This window comes from Methylogaea oryzae (assembly GCF_019669985.1).
Lineage (GTDB): Bacteria > Pseudomonadota > Gammaproteobacteria > Methylococcales > Methylococcaceae > Methylogaea > Methylogaea oryzae.
On sequence record NZ_AP019782.1, the window covers coordinates 3531850 to 3551355 of the forward strand.

General features: G+C 62.9%; 19 protein-coding genes. 4 read left to right on the top strand and 15 right to left on the bottom strand.

Going from position 1 to position 19506, the window contains the following annotated elements:
• Nucleotides 1-25: 25 nt before the first annotated feature.
• Nucleotides 26-712, bottom strand: coding sequence for a ribose-5-phosphate isomerase RpiA (rpiA, locus tag K5607_RS15660; RefSeq protein ID WP_054774311.1), 687 nt, complete (start codon nt 710-712; stop codon nt 26-28).
• A 116-nt stretch (nt 713-828) separates the two neighbouring features.
• Between rpiA and K5607_RS15665 the strand changes: the two genes are divergently transcribed.
• Together K5607_RS15665 and K5607_RS15670 are read left to right on the top strand one after the other, a co-directional pair.
• The gene (locus tag K5607_RS15665) at nt 829-1044 is read left to right on the top strand and encodes a DUF2905 domain-containing protein (protein WP_054774310.1); all 216 of its coding nucleotides are present in this window, start codon (nt 829-831) and stop codon (nt 1042-1044) included.
• A 227-nt stretch (nt 1045-1271) separates the two neighbouring features.
• Nucleotides 1272-1592 carry a YMGG-like glycine zipper-containing protein gene (locus K5607_RS15670; protein ID WP_221047567.1) on the top strand — a complete coding sequence of 107 codons (321 nt, stop codon included), beginning with the start codon at nt 1272-1274 and terminating at the stop codon, nt 1590-1592.
• 55 nt (nt 1593-1647) lie between these two features.
• Here the strand turns inward: K5607_RS15670 and K5607_RS15675 are convergent, their stop codons facing one another.
• The 10 genes from K5607_RS15675 to K5607_RS15720 all read right to left on the bottom strand — a co-directional run bounded on the left by K5607_RS15675 (nt 1648) and on the right by K5607_RS15720 (nt 13148).
• Nucleotides 1648-3705, bottom strand: a complete 2058-nt coding sequence (locus K5607_RS15675; RefSeq protein ID WP_054773462.1) for a carbon starvation CstA family protein — start codon at nt 3703-3705, stop codon at nt 1648-1650.
• 146 nt (nt 3706-3851) lie between these two features.
• A complete protein-coding gene (locus K5607_RS15680; protein ID WP_221047568.1) occupies nt 3852-4361 on the bottom strand; it encodes a hypothetical protein in 510 nt (169 codons plus the stop codon).
• A 92-nt stretch (nt 4362-4453) separates the two neighbouring features.
• Nucleotides 4454-5767, bottom strand: coding sequence for a 30S ribosomal protein S12 methylthiotransferase RimO (gene rimO, locus K5607_RS15685; RefSeq protein ID WP_221047569.1), 1314 nt, complete (start codon nt 5765-5767; stop codon nt 4454-4456).
• Nucleotides 5768-5869: 102 nt separating this feature from the next.
• The gene (locus tag K5607_RS15690; RefSeq protein ID WP_054773464.1) at nt 5870-6187 is read right to left on the bottom strand and encodes an EthD family reductase; all 318 of its coding nucleotides are present in this window, start codon (nt 6185-6187) and stop codon (nt 5870-5872) included.
• Nucleotides 6188-6198: 11 nt separating this feature from the next.
• A complete protein-coding gene (locus K5607_RS15695; protein WP_246598891.1) occupies nt 6199-6999 on the bottom strand; it encodes a quinoprotein dehydrogenase-associated putative ABC transporter substrate-binding protein in 801 nt (266 codons plus the stop codon).
• 254 nt (nt 7000-7253) lie between these two features.
• Nucleotides 7254-9107, bottom strand: a complete 1854-nt coding sequence (locus K5607_RS15700; RefSeq protein WP_221047570.1) for a methanol/ethanol family PQQ-dependent dehydrogenase — start codon at nt 9105-9107, stop codon at nt 7254-7256.
• Nucleotides 9108-9569: 462 nt separating this feature from the next.
• Nucleotides 9570-10466 (bottom strand): VWA domain-containing protein, encoded by an 897-nt coding sequence (locus tag K5607_RS15705; protein ID WP_054773466.1) that lies wholly within the window; start codon nt 10464-10466, stop codon nt 9570-9572.
• Nucleotides 10463-11044, bottom strand: a complete 582-nt coding sequence (locus K5607_RS15710; protein WP_221047571.1) for a tetratricopeptide repeat protein — start codon at nt 11042-11044, stop codon at nt 10463-10465. The genes K5607_RS15705 and K5607_RS15710 overlap by 4 nt, the downstream gene beginning before the upstream one ends.
• The gene (locus tag K5607_RS15715; protein ID WP_054774875.1) at nt 11032-12051 is read right to left on the bottom strand and encodes a vWA domain-containing protein; all 1020 of its coding nucleotides are present in this window, start codon (nt 12049-12051) and stop codon (nt 11032-11034) included. Before K5607_RS15715 ends, K5607_RS15710 begins: the two co-directional genes overlap by 13 nt.
• Nucleotides 12048-13148 (bottom strand): hypothetical protein, encoded by a 1101-nt coding sequence (locus K5607_RS15720; protein ID WP_221047572.1) that lies wholly within the window; start codon nt 13146-13148, stop codon nt 12048-12050. The genes K5607_RS15715 and K5607_RS15720 overlap by 4 nt, the downstream gene beginning before the upstream one ends.
• 118 nt (nt 13149-13266) lie before the next feature.
• Between K5607_RS15720 and K5607_RS15725 the strand changes: the two genes are divergently transcribed.
• Both K5607_RS15725 and K5607_RS15730 read left to right on the top strand, forming a co-directional pair.
• Nucleotides 13267-15447: a hypothetical protein gene (locus K5607_RS15725; RefSeq protein WP_221047573.1), complete on the top strand. Its 2181-nt coding sequence runs from the start codon at nt 13267-13269 to the stop codon at nt 15445-15447.
• Nucleotides 15448-15520: 73 nt separating this feature from the next.
• Entirely contained in the window at nt 15521-16369 is an 849-nt protein-coding gene (locus K5607_RS15730; RefSeq protein ID WP_054774289.1) for an aldo/keto reductase family protein, read from the top strand.
• A 63-nt stretch (nt 16370-16432) separates the two neighbouring features.
• On the opposite strand, the gene K5607_RS15735 is transcribed toward K5607_RS15730, so the two are convergent.
• The 4 genes from K5607_RS15735 to K5607_RS15750 form a co-directional block, all read right to left on the bottom strand.
• Nucleotides 16433-17275 (bottom strand): DUF58 domain-containing protein, encoded by an 843-nt coding sequence (locus K5607_RS15735; RefSeq protein ID WP_221047574.1) that lies wholly within the window; start codon nt 17273-17275, stop codon nt 16433-16435.
• The gene (locus K5607_RS15740) at nt 17272-18324 is read right to left on the bottom strand and encodes an AAA family ATPase (RefSeq protein ID WP_221047575.1); all 1053 of its coding nucleotides are present in this window, start codon (nt 18322-18324) and stop codon (nt 17272-17274) included. The genes K5607_RS15735 and K5607_RS15740 overlap by 4 nt, the downstream gene beginning before the upstream one ends.
• Nucleotides 18325-18421: 97 nt before the next feature.
• A complete protein-coding gene (locus K5607_RS15745; protein WP_217995070.1) occupies nt 18422-18781 on the bottom strand; it encodes a hypothetical protein in 360 nt (119 codons plus the stop codon).
• Nucleotides 18782-18797: 16 nt separating this feature from the next.
• Nucleotides 18798-19337, bottom strand: coding sequence for an SRPBCC family protein (locus K5607_RS15750; protein ID WP_054774322.1), 540 nt, complete (start codon nt 19335-19337; stop codon nt 18798-18800).
• Nucleotides 19338-19506: the final 169 nt, after the last annotated feature.

The following is a 19506-nucleotide window of genomic DNA, read 5'->3' on the forward strand; positions in this document are numbered from 1 at the left end:
TCGATTTCAAGGAATGAAAAACGGTTTAACGAACCGCCGCCCAGCGCTCTTCCACCAAGCCGTCGGCCGCAACCAACACCGCGCTCGCCAACCCTCGGAAAATGCCGTGCTCCACCACGCCCGGCGTACGGCACAGGAGGTTGTCGAGCGTTTCGGCATCCAACGCCGGAGCGAACGCCATATCGAGAACCAGGCTGCCGTGGGAAGTGACCGCCAGCCCGTCCTTGGCGGCGTTCGGGCGCAGATCGCCGCTCCCGCCCAGCGATTCCAGCCGGCGCTTGACCATTTGCCAAGCGAAAGGCATCACTTCCACCGGGACGGCGAAGCGTTCGCCGATACGCGACACCAGCTTACTCCCATCGACCAACACCAGAAACCTATCGGCCGCCGTCGCCAACAGCTTCTCGCGCACCAAGTCGGCGCCACGGCCTTTCAACAGGGTCAGCTCCGGCGTCACTTCGTCGGCGCCGTCCACGTACAAGTCCAGGCGGGCCACCTGTTCCAGCGCCACCAAGGGCAAACCCAGCGCACGCGCCTTAATGGCGCTGATCACCGAACTCGCCACGGCGGTAACCTGCAAACCCTCTTCCTTCCGGCGTCTCGCCAGTTCCCCGATGAAACAGTCGGCGGTCGAACCGGTGCCGAGTCCCACCAGCATCCCATCCTCGACCCAGCTGGCGGCGTGGCGCGCGACAAGTTCTTTATCGTTCATGGCTTGCTCCGTGATGATTCAGCGCATTCGACGCTAGGCGGCAGCTTACCGGATTTCGCCCCGCGCGCTATGCTCAAACGCGACTAGGATTAGACGCCGGCAGCGGGAGAATATCCATGAACAGCGGTAAATTTTTCGTCCTCGCCGGACTGGCGATGGTGGCCGTGGGATTGGCGTTAAGCTACGCGCCGGGCCTGTTTTCCTGGTTCGGCCGTTTGCCGGGGGATATCCGCATCGAGGAAGAAAACCGCTACGTCTTCATCCCCATCACCTCCATGATCGTCATCAGCCTGGCCCTGACGTTGATCCTCAATCTATTTTTCCGCCGCTGAGGCGCGCCGCGGCGGCCGCGGAGTTTGTGACGCCTCTCACATCCCCTCGCCGCTCCCGCTCCCTATCATAAAGCCGTGTCCCACGAGCTCATCCGCCATGCGCAAATCCTTGCGCCATCCATGAACCACCGCTCCTGTCCTTAACCCCATCCGTCCCACCGTTGAATGCCGCGGCCTATCGGCGGCGGCCGTTCATGAGGGGGGCGTTTCTCTGGAAATATACCGCCATGAAAACCAAACTCCCCGTCGTTGTCGCCGCCGTTTTCTTAAGCGGCTGCGCCGACACCCCTTACTACGGTTACAACGGATATAACGGCTACGGTGGCGGGCCTCGCCCGGGCCTCAGCAATGCGGTCAAAGGCGCGGGCATCGGCGCCTTGGGCGGCGCGGCTATCGGCGCGATGTCTTCCGAAAACCGCACGGAAGGCGCGCTGGTCGGCGCCGGCGTGGGTGCCGTGGTGGGAGGCGGCGCCGGCTATTACATGGATCGGCAGGAGGAACAACGCCGGCAAGCACAGTCCCCGTGGGCGCCGCCCCCGGGCTATTGAAAGCCGGCGTCCCCATGTCGGCGCCGCTCCGGTTCGAGCGGCGCCTGGCCTGCCGTTAATCCCTCACCCAGTCCTCCACCAGGCGGCTGGGGATATGAGGCGTTTCGCTGAGGGGAGGATGTTCCTTGCCGTTCGCCGCGCAGTAGCATACCCGCAGCATGTCCAGCACCAGCACCCAGGTGACGACCAAGAAAAACGCCGTCAAGGCGGCATCCAAATAGCTGTTGAAAATCAATTGGGTCAACTTGGCCGCGTCGCCTTTTCCCGCCGCCAGCTTATCCGCCAGGTCGGCCGCCTGGGCCAGGAAGCCCACATTCAACTGCGGGCTGAACAGCTTTTCCCACGCGGCGCAACTGGTGATGGTCACGAGCCAGGCCAAGGGCGCGCCCGTCACCCAGGAATATCGGGTTTTACCCGACTTCACCAAAATCGTCGTCGCCACGCACAAGGCGATGGCCGCCAGCATTTGATTGGCGATGCCGAACAAGGGCCACAGGCTGTTGATACCGCCGAGGGGATCGATAGTGCCCATGTAGAGGAAATACCCCCACCCCGCCACAACCAGGCCCGAGGTGAATAATACGCCGGGATACCAGGACGTGCGGCCCAAAGCGGGAACCCAATTGCCCAGCATGTCCTGCAACATGAAACGCGCGACGCGAGTGCCGGCGTCCAGGGTCGTCAGGATGAACAGCGCCTCGAACATGATGGCGAAGTGATACCACAGCGACAGCATCTTATCCCCGAACGCCGCGGCGAACAGGGAAGCCATGCCCACCGCCAGGGACGGCGCGCCGCCGGTGCGGGCGAACAGGGTGGCCTCTCCCATTTCCTTGGCGAGAAATTGCATCTGCTCCACCGTCACCGGAAAGCCCCAACCGGAAATCTTGGCGACGGCCGCGGCAGCGTCCGCCCCCACCACGCCGGCCGGCGAGTTGATAGCGAAATACACGCCCGGCTCTAAAACCGTCGCGGCGATCATCGCCATGACGGCGACGAAAGACTCCATCATCATGGCGCCGTAGCCGATGAAGCGGGCGTCCCCTTCGTTGGCCAACAGCTTGGGCGTGGTGCCCGAGGAAATCAGCGCGTGAAAGCCGGAAATGGCGCCGCAAGCGATGGTGATGAAAACGAAGGGAAACAGCTTGCCGCCGAAAATGGGGCCGCTGCCGTCGATAAACTGGGTCACCGCCGGCATTTTCACTTCCGGGTGCAGGATGACGATAGCGACCGCCAAAGCCGCGATGGTGCCCAGCTTCATAAAGGTGGACAGGTAGTCGCGCGGCGCCAGCAGCAGCCACACCGGCAGCACCGCGGCGGCGAAACCGTAGCCGATGATCATCAAAGCCAGCTGCGGGCCGTCGAAATCGAACCAGCCGCGCAAGGTTTGGTCTGCGTCGATCCAACCGCCGCTCACCACCGACAAAATCAGCAAGGCCACGCCGATGGCGGTAGCTTCCAACACCCTGCCGGGGCGGATATTGCGCATGTACAGGCCGATCAGCACGGCGATCGGAATGGTGGCCGCCACGGTGGAAGTGGCCCACGGACTATGTTTCATGGCGTTCACCACCACCAGGCCCAACACGGCGATGAGGATCACCATGATCATCATCACGCCGAACAGGGCCGCCGTGCCGCCGATGATCCCCAACTCGTCCCGGGCCATCTGTCCCAGGGAGCGGCCGTCGCGGCGTAGCGAAAAGAACAGCGTGACAAAGTCTTGCACGCAGCCGCCCAGTACCGCGCCGATGAGTATCCAGAGGGTGCCCGGCAAATAGCCGAACTGCGCCGCCAGGGTCGGCCCGATCAAAGGGCCGGGGCCGGCGATGGCGGCGAAGTGGTGGCCGAACACAACCCATTTGTTCGTCGGCATGAAATCCCGGCCGTCGTTGAAGCGTTCCGCCGGCGTGGCGCGGCTTGCGTCCAACACCAGCACTTTGGCGGCGACGAAAGCGCTGTAGAAGCGATAACCCAGCGCGTAGACACACACCGCCGCCGTGACGAACCACAGGCTGTTGATGCTCTCGCCCCGGTTGAGGGCGATCCCGCCCACGGCGGAAGCGCCGAGCAAGGCGACGGCCGCCCAGGTAATCCAACCCCTGATATTCATTATTTTTCTCCCGCTGTGTGTGCCGGCTGCGACGCCGATGCGGGCGCGGAGCGAAATCGCCCGCGCCGACATTGTTCCTTACCGTGGGTATGCAAGAGGGCAGGCAAAGGCCGAAACGACGGCCCTCGCCGACAATGCGGTTCGCGTTAACGCAGCGCCGCCGTGGCCGCCTGCATTTTTTTCCAATCGAAGCGCTTGGCCAGGGCCATGGCGTCCTGGGCGCTGATACCGTCATATTCCAGGGTGAAGAGCGCCGAGCTGGCCTGGTTGGCGCCGCCCAGGAACACCATGACGGCGCCGCTGTTTTGGGCTTTTTCGTGATTGTGGTGCACCGTGAAGCCGTCCACCGTCGCGGTTTTCACGATGCTTTCGTCGGTTTCCATGTTGAGATTCATGGCTTGAACCGGCGCGGCCATGGCGGCGGGCATCAAGCCCACCTGCGCGGTGAGGCTTTGCGTTTCGCCCTTCTGGTAGCGGCGGGAAGCGGTCACCATCTTCATGCCGTTCATGTCCATATTGGCGCCTTCGGCGGCCTCGGCGGTCCAGCCCGGCGCGTCCACCAACAAAGGTTTCAGGGTTTCATACCCGCCGGCGGCAGCCGCCGCGCACCAGCCGGCCAAGGCCAGCGCACAAAGTCCCAAGCGAATCATACGCATCGTTCTCTTCCTCCATTGCTTGTTGTTGCATCCGTTGTCGTATCCGCTCCGCGTCGAGCGACAGTGCTAAAACGGACACCAATCCGGCGCATTCAAATCAAATGCGCCCACATATCGTGTTCGTCGGTTTCTTCGATTTCCACGTCCACGAATTCGCCCACCTTGAGGTGGGTAGCGCCGTCGATGAACACCAGGCCGTCGATGTCCGGCGCGTCGGCCGGGCTACGGGCCACGGCGCCTTCCTCCACCACCTCGTCCACCAACACCGTTTCCACTCCGCCGACGCGCTGCTCCAGCTTGGCGGTGCTGATGCGCGACTGCACTTCCATGAAGCGGGCCAGGCGCTCTTCCTTCAGTGATTCCGGCAATTGGTCCGGCAGGTCGTTTGCCACCGCACCTTGCACCGGCGAATAGGTGAAACAGCCCACCCGATCCAATTGGGCCTCTTCGAGGAAGTCCAGCAGCATCTGGAAGTCTTCCTCCGTCTCGCCGGGGAAACCGACAATGAAAGTGCTGCGCAGCACGATGTCCGGGCAGATGTCGCGCCAGCGGTGGATGCGCTCCAGCACCTTTTCCGCCGCCGCCGGCCGCTTCATGGCTTGCAGGATGCGCGGGCTGGCGTGCTGGAAGGGAATGTCCAGGTAGGGCAGCACCTTCCCCTCGGCCATCAGCGGAATCACCTCGTCCACGTGGGGATAGGGATAGACGTAGTGCAGCCGTATCCATGGCCCGAGATCGCCCAGGGCTTTCGCCAGTTCGTAGAAGCGCGTCTTGATGGGCCGTCCGTCCCAGAAGCCGGTGCGGTAGCCCAGGTCCACGCCGTAGGCGCTGGTATCTTGCGACACCACCAACAGCTCCTTCACGCCGGCGTCGGTGAGACGCTGCGCCTCCTCCATCACCTCGCCGATGGGTCGGCTGACCAAGTCGCCGCGCAGGGAAGGGATGATGCAGAAAGTGCAACGGTGGTTGCAGCCTTCGGAAATCTTCAGATAGGCGTAGTGGCGCGGCGTCAGCTTGATGCCTTGCGGCGGCACCAGGCTGGTGAAAGGATCGTGGGGCGCCGGCACGTGCTCGTGCACCGCCGAAACCACCTCCTCGTAGGCGTGGGCGCCGGTGATTTTCAGCAGCTGCGGATGGCGGGCGCGGATTTCGTCCTCGCGGGCGGCGCCGAGGCAGCCGGTGACGATCACCTTGCCGTTCTCGCGCATGGCCTCGCCGATGGCGTCCAGGGACTCCTCCACCGCGGCGTCGATGAAACCGCAGGTGTTCACCACCACCAGGTCGGCGTCCTTGTAGGTGTTCACCAAGTCGTAGCCTTCGGCGCGCAGTTTGGTGAGGATGCGTTCGCTGTCCACCAAGGCCTTGGGGCAGCCGAGGCTGATGAAACCGATGCGGGGTGTGGTCATGGAATAAGCCGGGGCGGGTTTTGCAATTGGCCTATTCTACAACAGGCGGCGCATGGCTAACCGGGCCGGCCGGCGCCTTTGCCGTTGACGGCCTTGCCCTACTCAACCGGATACCTTCACCTCGCTGATTTGAACCAGCATTTCGATGTCGGTGTAGTTGTGCATGTCCAGCATCAGCTCTTCCGCATGGGGCTCGAAGGCGGCATGGAAGGCCTCCAGCGAATCGAAAAGCAAATGGCTGGCGAACAAATAGGGCGGACGAGAGCCCGACAGCCCGGCGTTAATGCCTTGCTCCACCGAATAGCCCTTCAGCGCCGCTCCGAACCGGCTGACCGACAGCGGCACGTGATGGCCCAGGTAATAATCCACATCGAACCGGCCGCCTTCCTTGTTGGGATAAAGCATGCTGACTTTTATCACGGCGAGCGCCCCTACTTGATCAAGCTGCCGTCCTTATTCACGAGCGGAATTCCGAACCTTTTCAAAATCGCCTTGATCTCCTTGGACTTCCCTTCGATCAGCTGATCCAACTGCTTTTTCCTCTCGTCGTCGCCGTGCCGTACCCCCATGGACATAGCGAAATCGAAGCGTATGCCTTCTTCCGACCGGAGCGGCAGCATGGCGAACTGGCCTTTGGGCGTGTGCGATACGACGTAGGCGGCGATCGGCCCCCACAACACGGCCAAATCCACTTTGCCGGCGGCCATGTCGTCCTTGATGATTTCGGCGGTGTTCTTTTCGGCGTCGCCGCTCATGGACGGATACGGAATGGCGTTGTCCGCCAAGCCGTGCTTGATGAGCCACGGGGTACCGGCGCTCTGGTCGAACATGGCGATTTTCAAGTTGGCGCGGCTGTCGGCGTCCAATGCGTCCAAATCGGCCGCCGATTTCAGCTTAGCCAACCCCGGCGCGCGCTTGGCATAGACCAGCGCATAGGTGGAACGGTAATAGGGCTTGGTGGTGACGACTTGGTCGAATTCTTCCGGATACCCCATGACCACGTCGCACAAATACGCCTTGTCGTTATCCGGCTGTTTGGCTTTGAGAGTGTTGCGGATAAAGCCGATGCGCTGGGGAAACCACATGTATTCCAGCGGCTGATGCAAGGCCTTGGCGAAAAGTCCGGCGATCTGGTTTTCGAACCCGTCGCCCTGCTTGTCGGAAAACGGCAGGTTGGAGGGATCGGCGCAAACGCGGAAAGCGTCGGCGGCCTGGGCGGAACAAACGGACAAAAGGAGCAGTGCGGCGGCTGAATATTTTGCGATAGGGAACATGGGACTCGGGCGATAACGGGTTGCGACGAAAGCCGAACTATACCCGAACAATCGACCCGGCGTCACGGCTTGCCCCATGCATTGCCGCGAGGAAAACCACCCTCGCGCGCGGAGGATGCGCACAGCCCGCCTCGCCAAAGAATAGGCGCGCAAAAAAAAAGCCCCGGCCGAAGCCGGGGCTTTCCTTCGCTTAAAGCAAGGCTTTTTAAGACTTACTTGTTCGGCAGGGAGAACACGGTAAAGGTGCCGCCCAGCTTGGTGAAGTTGCCCAGGCTGCGATACGCGCCTACAGCACCCAAACCTTCGCTGCCGCCTTCCAGACCGGCTGCCATACCGATACCTGCCCAGCCACCCAGACCGGACAGTACGCCGACGTACTGCTTGCCTTTGTAGCTCCAGGTGTTGACGTTGCCGATGATGCCGGACGGGGTTTTGAACTTGTACAGTTCTTCGCCGGTCTTGGCGTCGACAGCCTTCACGTAGCCTTCCAGGGTGCCGTAGAACACCAGGTCGCCGGCGGTGGCAACAGCGCCCGCCCATACGGAGAACGGTTCGTCCTTGGACCAAACGATCTTACCGGTGGTGGCGTCCCAAGCGGTGAACACGCCCAGGTTGTGGGAGCCGTTCTTTTCGCCGGTCTTGGCGTCAACGCCTGCCGGGTACATGCTCAGGGTAGCGCCTACGTACGGCTGGCCAGCGGTGTATTCGACTTCGAACGGTTCGTAGTCCATGCACACGTGGTTACCGGGGATGTAGAACAGGCCGGTCTTCGGCGAGAACGCCACCGGCTGCTGGTCCTTGGAGCCCAGAGCCGCCGGGCACACGCCCTTGGTGTTCACGTCGGCGCCGTTCTTGTCGGTGGAGTACTTGTCTGCCACCTGCGGACGGCCGCTCTTCATGTCGACGTGGGTAGCCCAGTTAACGGCCTTGTCGTACTTTTCGGCAACCAGCAGTTCGCCGTTGGTACGGTCCAGGGTGTAGCCGAAGCCGTTACGGTCGAAGTGAACCAGCAACTTGCGATCCTGGCCTTTCACTTTCTGGTCGACCAGCACCACTTCGTTGATGCCGTCGTAGTCCCATTCGTCGTGCGGGGTCATCTGGTAAACCCACTTCGCTTCACCCGTGTCGGCGTCGCGGCCCCACAGGGACATGGACCACTTGTTGTCGCCCGGACGCTGGGTCGGGTTCCAGGTGCCGGGGTTGCCGGAACCGTAATAGACCATGTTCAGCTGCGGATCGTAAGCGAACCAGCCCCAGGTGGTGCCGCCGCCCAGTTTCCACTGGTCGCCCTTCCAGGTCTTGGTGGAGGAGTCCTTGCCGACCGGAGCCAATTTGCCGTCGGTCCAGGTCATGGTCTTTTCCGGGTTCAAGCCGACATCGGCGTCCGGACCCATGCTGTACTTCTTCCACGCCAGGCTGCCGTCCTTCAGGTTGTAGGCGGCCAGGAAGCCGCGCACACCGAATTCGCCGCCGGCGATACCGGTGATGACCTTGTCCTTCACTACCAGCGGAGCGTTGGTGCTGGTCATGCCGACTTTCGGCTCACCGTTCTTTACTTTCCAAACGACCTTACCGGTCTTGGCGTCCAGGGCCACCAGGGTGGCGTCGCCTTGAGCCAGGAGGATTTTGCCGTCGCCGTAAGCCAGACCGCGGTTAACCACGTCGCAGCACATTACGCTGATGACCTGGGCCTGGTCGGTGTCTTTCTCACCGCTGTAGGTGTATTCCCAGATCACGGACTGGGTGCCCTGATCCAGAGCGTAAACGCGGTGCGGATACGGCGTGTGAATGAAGACCACGTCACCCACGACCAGCGGGCCGCCTTCGTGGCCGCGCAGCATACCGGTGGAGAAGGTCCAGGCGACCTGCATGTTCTTTACGTTGCTGGTATTGATTTGATCCAGCGTGCTGTAACGGGTGCCGGCATAGTCGAGGCCCCACGTAGCGAAATTCTTGGGATCTTTCGTCAGCGCCTCAACTTCTTTGTTGGCGTGGGAGAGACCGGGGACGGCCAGCACCGATGCAACGGTCGTTGCAATCAGCCAACTTTTCACGGGTTTTTTCATGTTTTCCTCCTCGTATTCTGTTGGACAGATTACGGTAGCGGTTGATGATGACAAATGGACCTGGGTGCAAGGATGGTTCGTTGTTCTTCTCAGGAACTTTTCCTGAAGTGGCTCCGATGGATTTCCCGGATAAACCCTCCTAGTGTCATTAAATTGAAGGATTTCGGTTTAAAAGTCAAGCCGCCAAAAAACGCTGCAAGCCGCATGGCTAGGGCACTTTGGCGATCTGAGCAAAGGCCGGCAGCGCCTGTCGCCGCAGCACCCACGCCCTTGCTCGCCGCCGCCTGTTGACAGCCGAACGACGCGGGCACGAAGGGGTGGGACCGGAACCGTCCAGCCGGCCCTATCCGAGGCGGTTCATCTTTTAGCAGGCAAAACCGGCGCTTACGCAACGCGGGACGCGCTGGGCGGAACGACCGCCGCGAACCTGGGCCGCAAGCATCGCCGCCGCACGGCGGCAACTCAAGCCGAGCGCCGTCTTCTCCAATGAATGCCGAGCAAAAGCAGCAACGCCAACAACGCCGGCAGCCAGCGAACATCGGCCAAGCCGACGCGGTATTCGGCGAAATCGGCGCTTTGCAGCTGCTTGCTCAACAACTTGGGACTAACCAAGCGATGGTAGCGCAAACCGGTGGCCGCGCTGAGCTCCAACAAACGGGTTTCGTCCAGCTTAGTCTGGTAATGGCCTTCCCACGGCAGGGCCGGCGCGTCTCCCTTGCCCTCTTCTCCGTCGCCGCCGGAAACCGCCGCGGCGTCCACGTCGGCGTTTTCCCAATAGCCGATCATGTGATTTTCCCGGTCGTATTTCGGCAGCAGGGTGGGCTGGGTGCCGCCGACGCCGACGATCAGCCCGGCCACCTCGCCGGGACGCCCGTCGAAGCCGCGCTTGAACGTTTGCGCCGGGGCGTCCTGGCCGTCGGTGAGAAACACCAGGCGCAGGCTGGAATCCCGTTCAGTCAGATTGCGCAGGGCCGAGAACAGCCCCTGGGCGATGAGGCTGTTGGCCGCCCAGGCCATGCGCCAATCCACGTGGGAGAGGGTTTCGTCGATGGCCGCCAGGTGCTCGCACACCTCCATGGGCTCGAACAGCAACTGGGTGCTTTGCGTGGTGAACAGCCCAAGACCCACCTCCGAACCGCAGGGCAAATCCCGGATCGCCTGCTTGATCGATTCCTTGGCGAAGCCCAGCCGATCCGTCGGCATGTTCTCCACGTGGTAATCCTGCGCGTTCATGCTCTGCGTGATGTCGATGACGAACACGTAGCGGTACGCCTCGCGCGGCAACGGAAAGCGCGGCACGACCAAGGTCGACAACGCCGCCAAGCAGGCGACGGCAAGCCCCCACAGCCGCCAGTTCACGGCGCGCCTCCCGGTATGGCGGGCAAGGTGGCGAACACGCTGGACTTGGTGCCGTGCCACTCGGCCTTGTCCCGCTCCTTGGGAGGCGGCGTGATGCGGTGGGCATACTCCAGGTTGAAGCGCGCGTCCGGGTTATCCGGATCCAACCGTAGGGATTCCCGCAGGTTTTCCTTGGCCAACGCCACCAAAGTGCTTACGCGGACGTATTCCGCAACGCCGACGGCGTTCCAGACGGCCGCCGCCTCGCGCAGATAGACGCTGCCCAGGTTGTATCGCACCGCGGCGCGGAAGGCGTCGTCGCCTTCGCGCAGAATATCGCTGTAAAGGCGCTGCGCCTCGCTGTGGTTGCCGGCCCGTTCCGCCTCGTGGGCCTTGGCGAACGCCAGCAGCGGTGCGCTGTCGTCGTCCAATTGGATTTGTTCCGGCTGGGCCAGCAGCCGGTTATAGCCGGCGTCGCGGTGGAGCGCATAGCCTTGGTAGCCGCCGGCCGCCAGCAATACCGCCAGCACGCTCCAAGGCAAGGCCGGCGACCGCGCCGCTTGCAACAAGTCCGCCCTGAAACGCCTCAGCCGTTCCATGCTCTTACCTCCACCGCTTTGCCGGCCAGCGCGATCAGCAGCAATGCCAAAGCCGCCGCATAACAGGGGGCCGATATGTCCTGACGCGGCTGCTTTTCCAAATAGCGCAGCGGCAGGTTCCCCTGCTTCTCCACCTCGGCGATGGCGCGCTGCACCGCTTCGGGGTTTTCCGCCTCGAAGGCCTGATAGGGAACGCCCATGCCCTGGAAGTAGCGGTGGAGAAAATATTCCGGCGTAGTGCTTTCGTCCGGGTTGGCGGGCTTATCGGCCAATCGGTTGCTCTTCGGATTGCGCAGGTAAATCCAGTACAGGCTGGCCTGGGTATCGTGGAAGCGCTGGCGGATTTCCTCGCGGGTGGTGTCCTCGATGCGCGCCGCGCCGTCGGACACCAGCAGGATGATGCGCGAACCGCTGACCGGCTGGCCGTCGAAAAAGTCCAAGGCCATCGCCAGACCCGGCGCGATATTGGTGATGCCGTTGCCCCGATCGCCGATGGCCCGGATGGCGGCCAGCACAGCCTCGCGGTCCTGGGTCAAGGGCAGAACGAAAATCGGCGCGGCGGCAAAGTTGACCATGGCGAAAGAATCGTGCTCCCGCCGCTGCACGAACTCGGCCAACAGCTTGCGCGCCACCGCGCTTTTGGATTCGCTGGCGTTGCCGCCCAAATAGCGGCCGGAAAAGTTCTCGCTCATGCTGCTGCTGCGATCCAGCAGCAAAACGATGTGGGCGCCGGTGCCGACCCGCTCCACCCACCGCTCGGACAAATAAGGCCCGGCCATCCCCAGGCTGAGGCAGACAGCCGCCGCCGCCCCGCTGAAACGCAGCAAGCGATCGACCAGCGTCGACAAGGCATCGCGAGGGATCACCGCCAGGCTCGAATAAGCGACGGGCTGCTGGCTGCCCATGAACCACGGAATCAGCGCGGTCAGGCCGAGCAACAAAAACCAGGGTTGCAAAAAGCCGCCGCGTAGCGGAAAAAGTAAGGCTTCTTGAAAGCCGATATTCATTGCTTCGCCCTCGTCCGCCCCCCTCTCCCTGCGGGAGAGGGTTGGGGTGAGGGGGAGACAAAAGCCATGGCCTTTAAACTCCCCTCACCCTGTCCCTGGTGGGAGAGGGGACCATAAACGCCGGTTCGTGGCTGACGTTCAGCGCCGTTGCGACGCAAGGCTTTCTCCAGCAACTCGCACTGGAGACACAGCGCCTCCAGCCGCTCGAACGGATAATCCGCCGGCGGCGGCGCTGCGGGAACCGCGAAAAACAGCCGCTGCGAGCGGGCAAAAAACAGTTCCAGTTCGCCGCGCAACTCGACGAAGGACGGCTGGCTGCGGAAAAACCGTTCCAGATGGCCGGTCAATAAGGTTTGCCCGGCCGTTTCGTCCAAAGCGCGGTGCAGGACGCGGAAAGCCTGCCGGTAAACGACCGGATCGGAAGAACGCCGCGCCAGCTTCAGCAATTGGCGATGGGCGCGCTCGAACGGCCCTCTCTTTCTGAACAGCAACGCCAGCACCTGGTAGCGTCGCGCCAAATGCGCCAGCACGGCGACGACCCCGGCCAGCAACGCCGCCAGCCGCATGCGGTGCGGCCCCAGCTCGATGGCGGGAGCGGCCAAGCCGTCGCGCACCTTGACTTGGTTATCCGGGGTATTGGGGGGGATGATGGGATTCAGCACGAAATTCCATTCCGGAGCCTGGGCCTCCACCAGGTTGGCGCCACGGAAACGCAGCGGCAGCGGCGGGATCGCCAACTTCTCGGCGCTGCGCACGCCTTTGAATACCCGATAGCCGACGCGCACCCGGTAGCGGACTTCGCTACCCCGATTCTCCTTGTCCCAATCGACCCGCCGCAAGTCCAGCCAATCGCTGATGGCGCCGGGCTTGGGCAGGAACTCGCTCTCCAGCACATAGCCCCTGGGCAGCGTGACGGCGACCGTGTGTTCGATGGAATCGCCCATGACATAGCGGCCATCGCGGGGGGCGAAGAATTCGACGACCGGTTCGACGGCAGCGGCCGATGGGGGAGCCCAGACGAGCAGCCAGGCCGCGGCGATCAAAAAACCGCCATGCAGGATCGGGCGGAGATGGCGGGTCAAAGGGAAATGGGCCATTAAAAGCATCTAGCCGGCGTTGCCAGTTGGAGGCCGAATTATAATCCACAGCCTGTGTCGATGCCCCATGGGCGCGCACGAAAGCAGGGAATACGGAAATAGCTTTTGGAGAACCGTTATGACAACGAGAGGAATGGCCTGTCTGGCTTTGGCCGGATGGTTTGCGATGATGATTTCCATGCCCGCCGCGCCGGCGGAGGGCGACGACAAAACCAGCCCCGCCAGCAAGCTGTTGGCTTCCGGAGCGTTATTCGGCGCGGAAAAGCTGGGAAAATGGGTGGCCGGCCAGTATTACAAAGACTTCCGTTGCGCGGAGGAGGACCGGGACGGCTGGACCTTCATCTGTAGCGCCCTGCACGACTTTTCCGGCGGCAAGGAAAGCGCCTGGAAGGAAAATATCACTAACCAATTGAGCGCCATTCGCGACGACCTGGCCGACATCAAGCAAGGCCAGCAAGCCATGCAAGGGCAATTGAACGACTTGGTGTCCCAGAACCGCGAACTGCTGGCCAAGCTGGACGAAGTGGTGGACGAATCGTCCATTCAGCCCGACCTGCGCAAAATCCAGGCCTTATGGAGCGATCAGTTCGTCCCCCTATACTCCGACAACGCCTCCTTCACCCGCGAACGCCTGCTGGTATTTGCCCGGGAAGTGGTTCGCGAGCACAAGATGCACATGCTGCTGGGCGGCATCGGCAAAACCCTCACCGCGCGGGGAGTCAGCGGCAAACCGCCGCTGCTGGGCCTGTACGCCAACCGGTTGAAACAAAAAACCACCTCCGGCAACGACCCGCTGCTGATGCAAAGCTATCGGTACCTGGAAGGCGTCATGGCCAACCTGCTGCTCGAACAGCGCAAAGGCTATTTGATGTACCAGTTCGCGGCGGAAGTGCTGGAATCCGAATGCCAGGCGCGCGGCTGCCAAACCGCCGAGCAGCCGCCCGTCCCGGCGCCCGACTACGAAAAAACCTTCGCCAACCAGCTCGCCGAGGAACTGGACGCCTTCAACGACGCGGTGGAATCGCTGGTACTGGCGTCCAGCGATCCCCTGGCGTGCGAAGCCGACTTTCTCTCCAAATCAGCGACCGAAATCTTCCGGCGCGCCGACTGGCTGGCCGCCGTCAACCTGGGCCGCTACGGCATGACCGGGCGGGTCATCAGCATGGGCAACCGCTTCGACGGACAATTGCGCTTCTCGCCCTATCAAACCAGCGGCGCCGCCCCCCTGCCGCTGGCGGCCTTCAAGCAAGCGGCCATCCCAACGGAAGGCGCGCCCCTCGACTGGTGGACCAGCAGCCAAAACACCCTGGTGTTCGACGAAGTGCATTTCGCCGGGGAATGGCGGGTATTCCGTTACCGGCAGGCCGACTGGAAGCCAGGCTTATACAGCCTGGACAACCCACTCCCGGACAAGCCCTTTACGATACCGGTGGCGGCCATGGACCTGGCCAGCGGCATGGCCACCGATGCACCACCCTCGGACAGCGTGGCCGTGTTCGGCAGCTTCACCGCCGTGGAACGGGCCGGCGGCTGCTACGCCCTCACCAGCGGCCCCTGGATGAAATACGACAACAGCGACCCGCGCCAGCCCCCGTCCTTTACCGCCTGGACCACCGTCCAGCCCCTGCCGGAGACGGACATCGTCGATGCCGCCCTAAAATTCTTGTCCCGAGGCCAAATCCAAATCGACTACAACGTCGGCGGGGCCAGCGAAAATCCCCTGGCCATCGGCGTGGAATCCCGCGGCGAAGTGCGCTGGGTGGCGGGCAAAGTCACCGGCCGGCAATCGGCCGAATGGGTACAGGAAATCCGCCTGGTGACGGACAAGAAAATACGTTATCCGGAAGCTCAGCCCGTCCGCCAAGGCGGCAACCTGATGTTGAATGTGGTGATGAACCACAGCGACCGCATTCCGGGGGTACAGCCCCCAGCCGGCGGCAACACGGCCGATTACTCTCCGTCCTATGTGGTGCTGGGCATGAAAAGCGATTTCGGCATGGGCGGGATAGCGCCGGAACCGGCGGAATACCAGGGACGGGTGGCGCTGGTGTTTGGCGACGCCAAGTCGGATAACGGCCTGGTATGGGAGCACACCGAAAAATTCCGCAAACCCGACACCTATACCCTGGTCAAACGCAGCGACAGCCGCGGCGTTTTGCTCAAGGCAGAGCAAGCCTATCCCCTATCGCTATCCGCAAGGGCCTACGTCAAGCAGGAACCGAAAGGCTTCGACGCCACCCACTGGATGATCAAAGCCCGCGCGGGCTTCGACAAGGTGTATTTATCGCCGTTGCGGTAAGGCCGGGGGACGCCTTGCCGGCTATATGGGCAAGGCGTCAACCCGCCCCCTTCCGCCTCGCCTGGAGCCAACCATGAATACAGAACCCTTTTTGCTCTCCGCCAGCCACGTCAGGATGCCACGCCTTATTTACGGCACGGCCTGGAAAAAAGAGCGGACGGCGGCCTTGGTGGAAACGGCCCTACGCAGCGGCTTTCGCGGCATCGACACCGCCTGCCAACCGAAGCATTACAACGAAGCCGGCGTCGGTGCCGGCATTGCCGCCTCCATCGCCGCCGGCGTCATAAGCCGCGACGAACTGTATTTGCAGACCAAGTTCACCCCGCTGGACGGCCACGATCCCCAACAGATTCCCTACGATCCCGCCGCCAGCCTGACTGAACAAGTGGCGCAGTCCTTCCGGCGTTCCTTGCAAAACCTCCAGACCGACTATCTCGACGGCCTGGTACTGCATTCTCCGCTAGGCAAAAGGGAGCAACTCATGGAAGTGTGGAAGGCCATGGAGCAGCCGGTTTCCCGAGGCCAATGCAAGCAACTGGGCATCAGCAATTGCTACGCGCTGGATACGCTGCGTTATTTGTACGATTCGGCGAGCGTCAAGCCGGCCGTACTGCAAAACCGTTTCTACGCCGACACCGACTACGACAAGGCACTGCGCGACTTCTGCCGGCAGCACCACATCGTCTATCAAAGCTTTTGGACCTTGACCGCCAATCCCGGCCTTTTAGCCCACCCCACGGTAAGCGCCTCGGCCGACAAATACCGCCACAGCCCCGCTCAGGTGTTTTTCCGCTACCTGACACAGGCCGGCATCGTCCCGCTGACCGGCACGACCTCCGAACAGCATATGCGCGAAGACTTGGCGATTTTCGAGTTCGAACTGGCGGAAGCCGAATGCGCGGCGCTGGGGGAGTTGCTTTAAGGGCGCCGGCGCGGCCGGGCGATTGATGCGGTTCGCTGCGGCTCACCACGTACGACACAAACTCTAGCCCCGCAAAAAATACTCCGTCAAATCGTCCGCCACGTAGCGGTCGACCAGGAAAAACGGTTCCCGGCCGTAGCGGGAGCACAGGCGGATGAGGTCTTCGCGGCGCTGGGTGAAGGCGGACAGGAATTTCTTCCGCAGGCCGGGGCGCATCAGCAGGCGGCGCTTTTCGCCGGTTTCCGGGTCTTCCACGTCGACCAGCCCCCAGTGGGGCAGGCGCTGGTATTCGGCGCTGTCCCACAGCACCACCGGCACCACGTCGTGGCGGATCAGGCTGCCCAGGAGGTCGGCGGCGCGCTCCAGGGGGAAGTGGAAGTCGGACACCAGGAACACCAGGGCGCGCTGTTTGCCCAGGTGCAGGGCGGCGCGGTGCAGGCCGTCGGCGGATTTGCCGCGCGGCACGAAGGCGCCCAATCGTTGCGACAGATCGGGGGCGGCGGCTTTGTGCCAGCGCAGCGGCAGGGTCAGGTCGCTGCGCACGGTTTCGTCGCAAGCGATGAAGCCGAAGGGGTCGCCGGTGCGGTAGGCCGAATAAGCAGCGGAGGCGCTGAAGGCGGACAGCAGCGCCATTTTGTCGGCGACGCCGCGAAAGCCCAAGGAGGCGGACAGGTCGGCCACCACGTAGACCGGCACCGTGCTGCGCTGGCGGTAAATGCGCACCATCAGCTGGCCGAAAGGGTCGTGCAGGGTGGCGCGCACGTCCAGGTTGCGCGGATCGGGGTTGTTCACCAGCGGCGCGTGGCCACAGAACTCGTGGCCGCCGCCGAACTGGTTGCTGCGGTGGTGGCCGGGACGGGCGCTGGGCGAGCGCCAGTCCAGCCGGTAGTGAAATTCGGGGATCAAGGCGTGGCGACTTGCTTGAGAATGCCGTTCATCAAATCGCCGATCAGCGTCTCCCGGCGCAGTTCGTAAACCGGACTGAAGAACACGCGGTGGGCGGTGGTTTCCTGGAACACCTGCTGGATGTCTTCCGGCACCAGATAGTCGCGGCCGTCCAGCCAGGCGGAAACGCGGGCGGCGCGCATCATCATGCTCATGCCTCGCGGGCTGGCGCCGGCCAGGATGAGCTGGTCCATGTCTACGCCGTCCAGGCTGACGCCGTAATCGCGCGGCTTGCGGGTGGCCTGCCACAGCTCCCAGGCGTATTGCTGGAGCGTGTCGCTGGCCTGGACTTGTCGCTGGATGACCGGGGCGAAGTCGGCGATGGCGCGGTAGTCGATCACCCCCGGCTGCACCGTTTCGATCAGGCTGTCCACGTCGTGGAAGCGGGCGTCGAACATCAGGGCTTTTTGCAGGGCGGTGTCTTCCGGCGGCTCGATGCGCAGCTCCATCAGGAAGCGGTCGCGCGCCGCCGAGGGGATTTCGAAAGTTTCTTCCTTCTCCACCCGGTTGCGGTCGGCGAATACCTGCAGGTAAGGGAAGCTGTGCTCCTTGTTGAACGCCGTGACGCTGCGTTCGGCCATGACGCGCAACAGCAGCGAATGCACCTGCGGCCGGGCGCGGTTGACCTCGTTGAAGAAGAAGGTGGACAGCTCCTCGCCGTGCTTGAGGATGGGGCCGGGATCGACCTGCGGCTTGCCGTGCTCGTTGATGTAGGTGTGGTAGACCAGGTCGTTGGGCATCAGGTCGATGGTGCCCTCGATGCGCTCGTAAGCTCCGCCCAGTCCCCGCGCCACCGCCCGCAGCAAGGTGGTCTTGCCCACCCCCACGTCGCCTTCCAGCATCACGTGGCCGCGGGCGAAAATCGCCAGGGTGATCTGGCGGACGGAGTGGCTCATGCCGATGATGGCTTTGCCGATTTCCTGTTCGAAGTTCATGGCCCGCTGGCGCCAGTCGGCGAGCAGGGCGTCTTGATCGTGGGCGGGGGTGGTGCGTGAGTTGGACGTAGACATGGGTTGGCGTTGCGAGTCTGGGTTCGAAAGCGCCGAGCATCGTTACATAAAATTTTCGCCGCCGCCAGCGTCGATGCGCCCCAACGGACCCGGTTGCTCAGTCTTTCGCGAACGTCGCCTTGACCAACTCCCAGCGCTGCTCCGCGCCGTCGCTGACGGTGCAGCCCAGCGGCAGATCGGCGGTTCCCGGCGCCAGCCGGTGATGGCCGCGGTCGGCGGTTTTCACCCCCATATACCAGCGGTCCAGCCAAACCTCGATGGCGCGATGGGCGTCCTTGTTGTGGACGGCGAGCAACTGGCCGCCCTTGGCCACGCACTGGGACTCGTTCAAGCGCAGCCACTCCAGGGCGTCCGCGGCGCCGGTGCCGTCCTGGTCGGAACAAGCGGCCAGCAGCAGCGCCAAAGCCAGCGGAACGTAACGCGGGATGGCCGGCATAACGACATTGGGAGGAAGCATAGCGCTGGCTCTCCCGCTAGCGGCCGGCGGTTTCCAGCAGCTGCTTCAGGCGGTCCAGGCCGGTGCGGACCAAATGACGCATGGCGTTGACCGCGGCCTCGTCGTTCAACTCATCCGGCGGGAAGTTGCCGGTGTCGCCGCGGTACAAGCGGCTTTTCCAACTCACGCTGGTTTTACCGTCCACCGGCGTCAGCTTCAGGGTGGCGGAATAGGAGCTGGCCGGCAGGGCTTTGACGTTGGGCGCGCGCAGCCGGTAGCGGTACTCGTGGCCGGCTTCGTCGTAGAAGTCCAAATCTTCCGCCAATGGCTCGCCGTTGGCGAAAACCAGGGTGCGGTGGGCGCCCTGGCTGTTGCCGCCTTCGCCGGTGCTGCGGCTGACGGCGGGGTTCCACTGGGCGATGCCGGCGAAATCCTTCACCACCGCCCAGACCTTTTCCGGCGGCGCGGCGATTTCCACCGTCTCGTCCACTTTCTGCGGCGTGGGACCGTGGGCGTCAGCGGGAATGGCAAAAACGAGGCAGGCGGCCAGCATTGGCAAGACGGTGGTTTTTCTCATGGTCGATGCGCCGAAGGTTTGATCGGAAAAGGCCATTGTCGCCTCCCGGCCGCGACAGCCGCCGCCGGGATTTTCCGTAAACGGGGGCGGAAAAATTCCTGCGAATTTCAGTTTTGCCGCGTGCCTATGAAAGCGGAGTCGCCTCAATCGGTTTTCGTTTTTTAACCAC

Coding starts and splice junctions, on each gene's coding strand:
- K5607_RS15740 (WP_221047575.1), bottom strand. CDS start 18,324: ATGTCTACGTCCAACTCACGCACCACCCCCGCCCACGATCAAGACGCC.
- K5607_RS15745 (WP_217995070.1), bottom strand. CDS start 18,781: ATGCTTCCTCCCAATGTCGTTATGCCGGCCATCCCGCGTTACGTTCCG.
- K5607_RS15665 (WP_054774310.1), top strand. CDS start 829: ATGAACAGCGGTAAATTTTTCGTCCTCGCCGGACTGGCGATGGTGGCC.
- K5607_RS15730 (WP_054774289.1), top strand. CDS start 15,521: ATGAATACAGAACCCTTTTTGCTCTCCGCCAGCCACGTCAGGATGCCA.
- K5607_RS15680 (WP_221047568.1), bottom strand. CDS start 4,361: ATGCGTATGATTCGCTTGGGACTTTGTGCGCTGGCCTTGGCCGGCTGG.
- K5607_RS15675 (WP_054773462.1), bottom strand. CDS start 3,705: ATGAATATCAGGGGTTGGATTACCTGGGCGGCCGTCGCCTTGCTCGGC.
- rpiA (WP_054774311.1), bottom strand. CDS start 712: ATGAACGATAAAGAACTTGTCGCGCGCCACGCCGCCAGCTGGGTCGAG.
- K5607_RS15725 (WP_221047573.1), top strand. CDS start 13,267: ATGACAACGAGAGGAATGGCCTGTCTGGCTTTGGCCGGATGGTTTGCG.
- K5607_RS15720 (WP_221047572.1), bottom strand. CDS start 13,148: ATGGCCCATTTCCCTTTGACCCGCCATCTCCGCCCGATCCTGCATGGC.
- K5607_RS15710 (WP_221047571.1), bottom strand. CDS start 11,044: ATGGAACGGCTGAGGCGTTTCAGGGCGGACTTGTTGCAAGCGGCGCGG.
- K5607_RS15700 (WP_221047570.1), bottom strand. CDS start 9,107: ATGAAAAAACCCGTGAAAAGTTGGCTGATTGCAACGACCGTTGCATCG.
- K5607_RS15715 (WP_054774875.1), bottom strand. CDS start 12,051: ATGAATATCGGCTTTCAAGAAGCCTTACTTTTTCCGCTACGCGGCGGC.
- K5607_RS15750 (WP_054774322.1), bottom strand. CDS start 19,337: ATGAGAAAAACCACCGTCTTGCCAATGCTGGCCGCCTGCCTCGTTTTT.
- rimO (WP_221047569.1), bottom strand. CDS start 5,767: ATGACCACACCCCGCATCGGTTTCATCAGCCTCGGCTGCCCCAAGGCC.
- K5607_RS15670 (WP_221047567.1), top strand. CDS start 1,272: ATGAAAACCAAACTCCCCGTCGTTGTCGCCGCCGTTTTCTTAAGCGGC.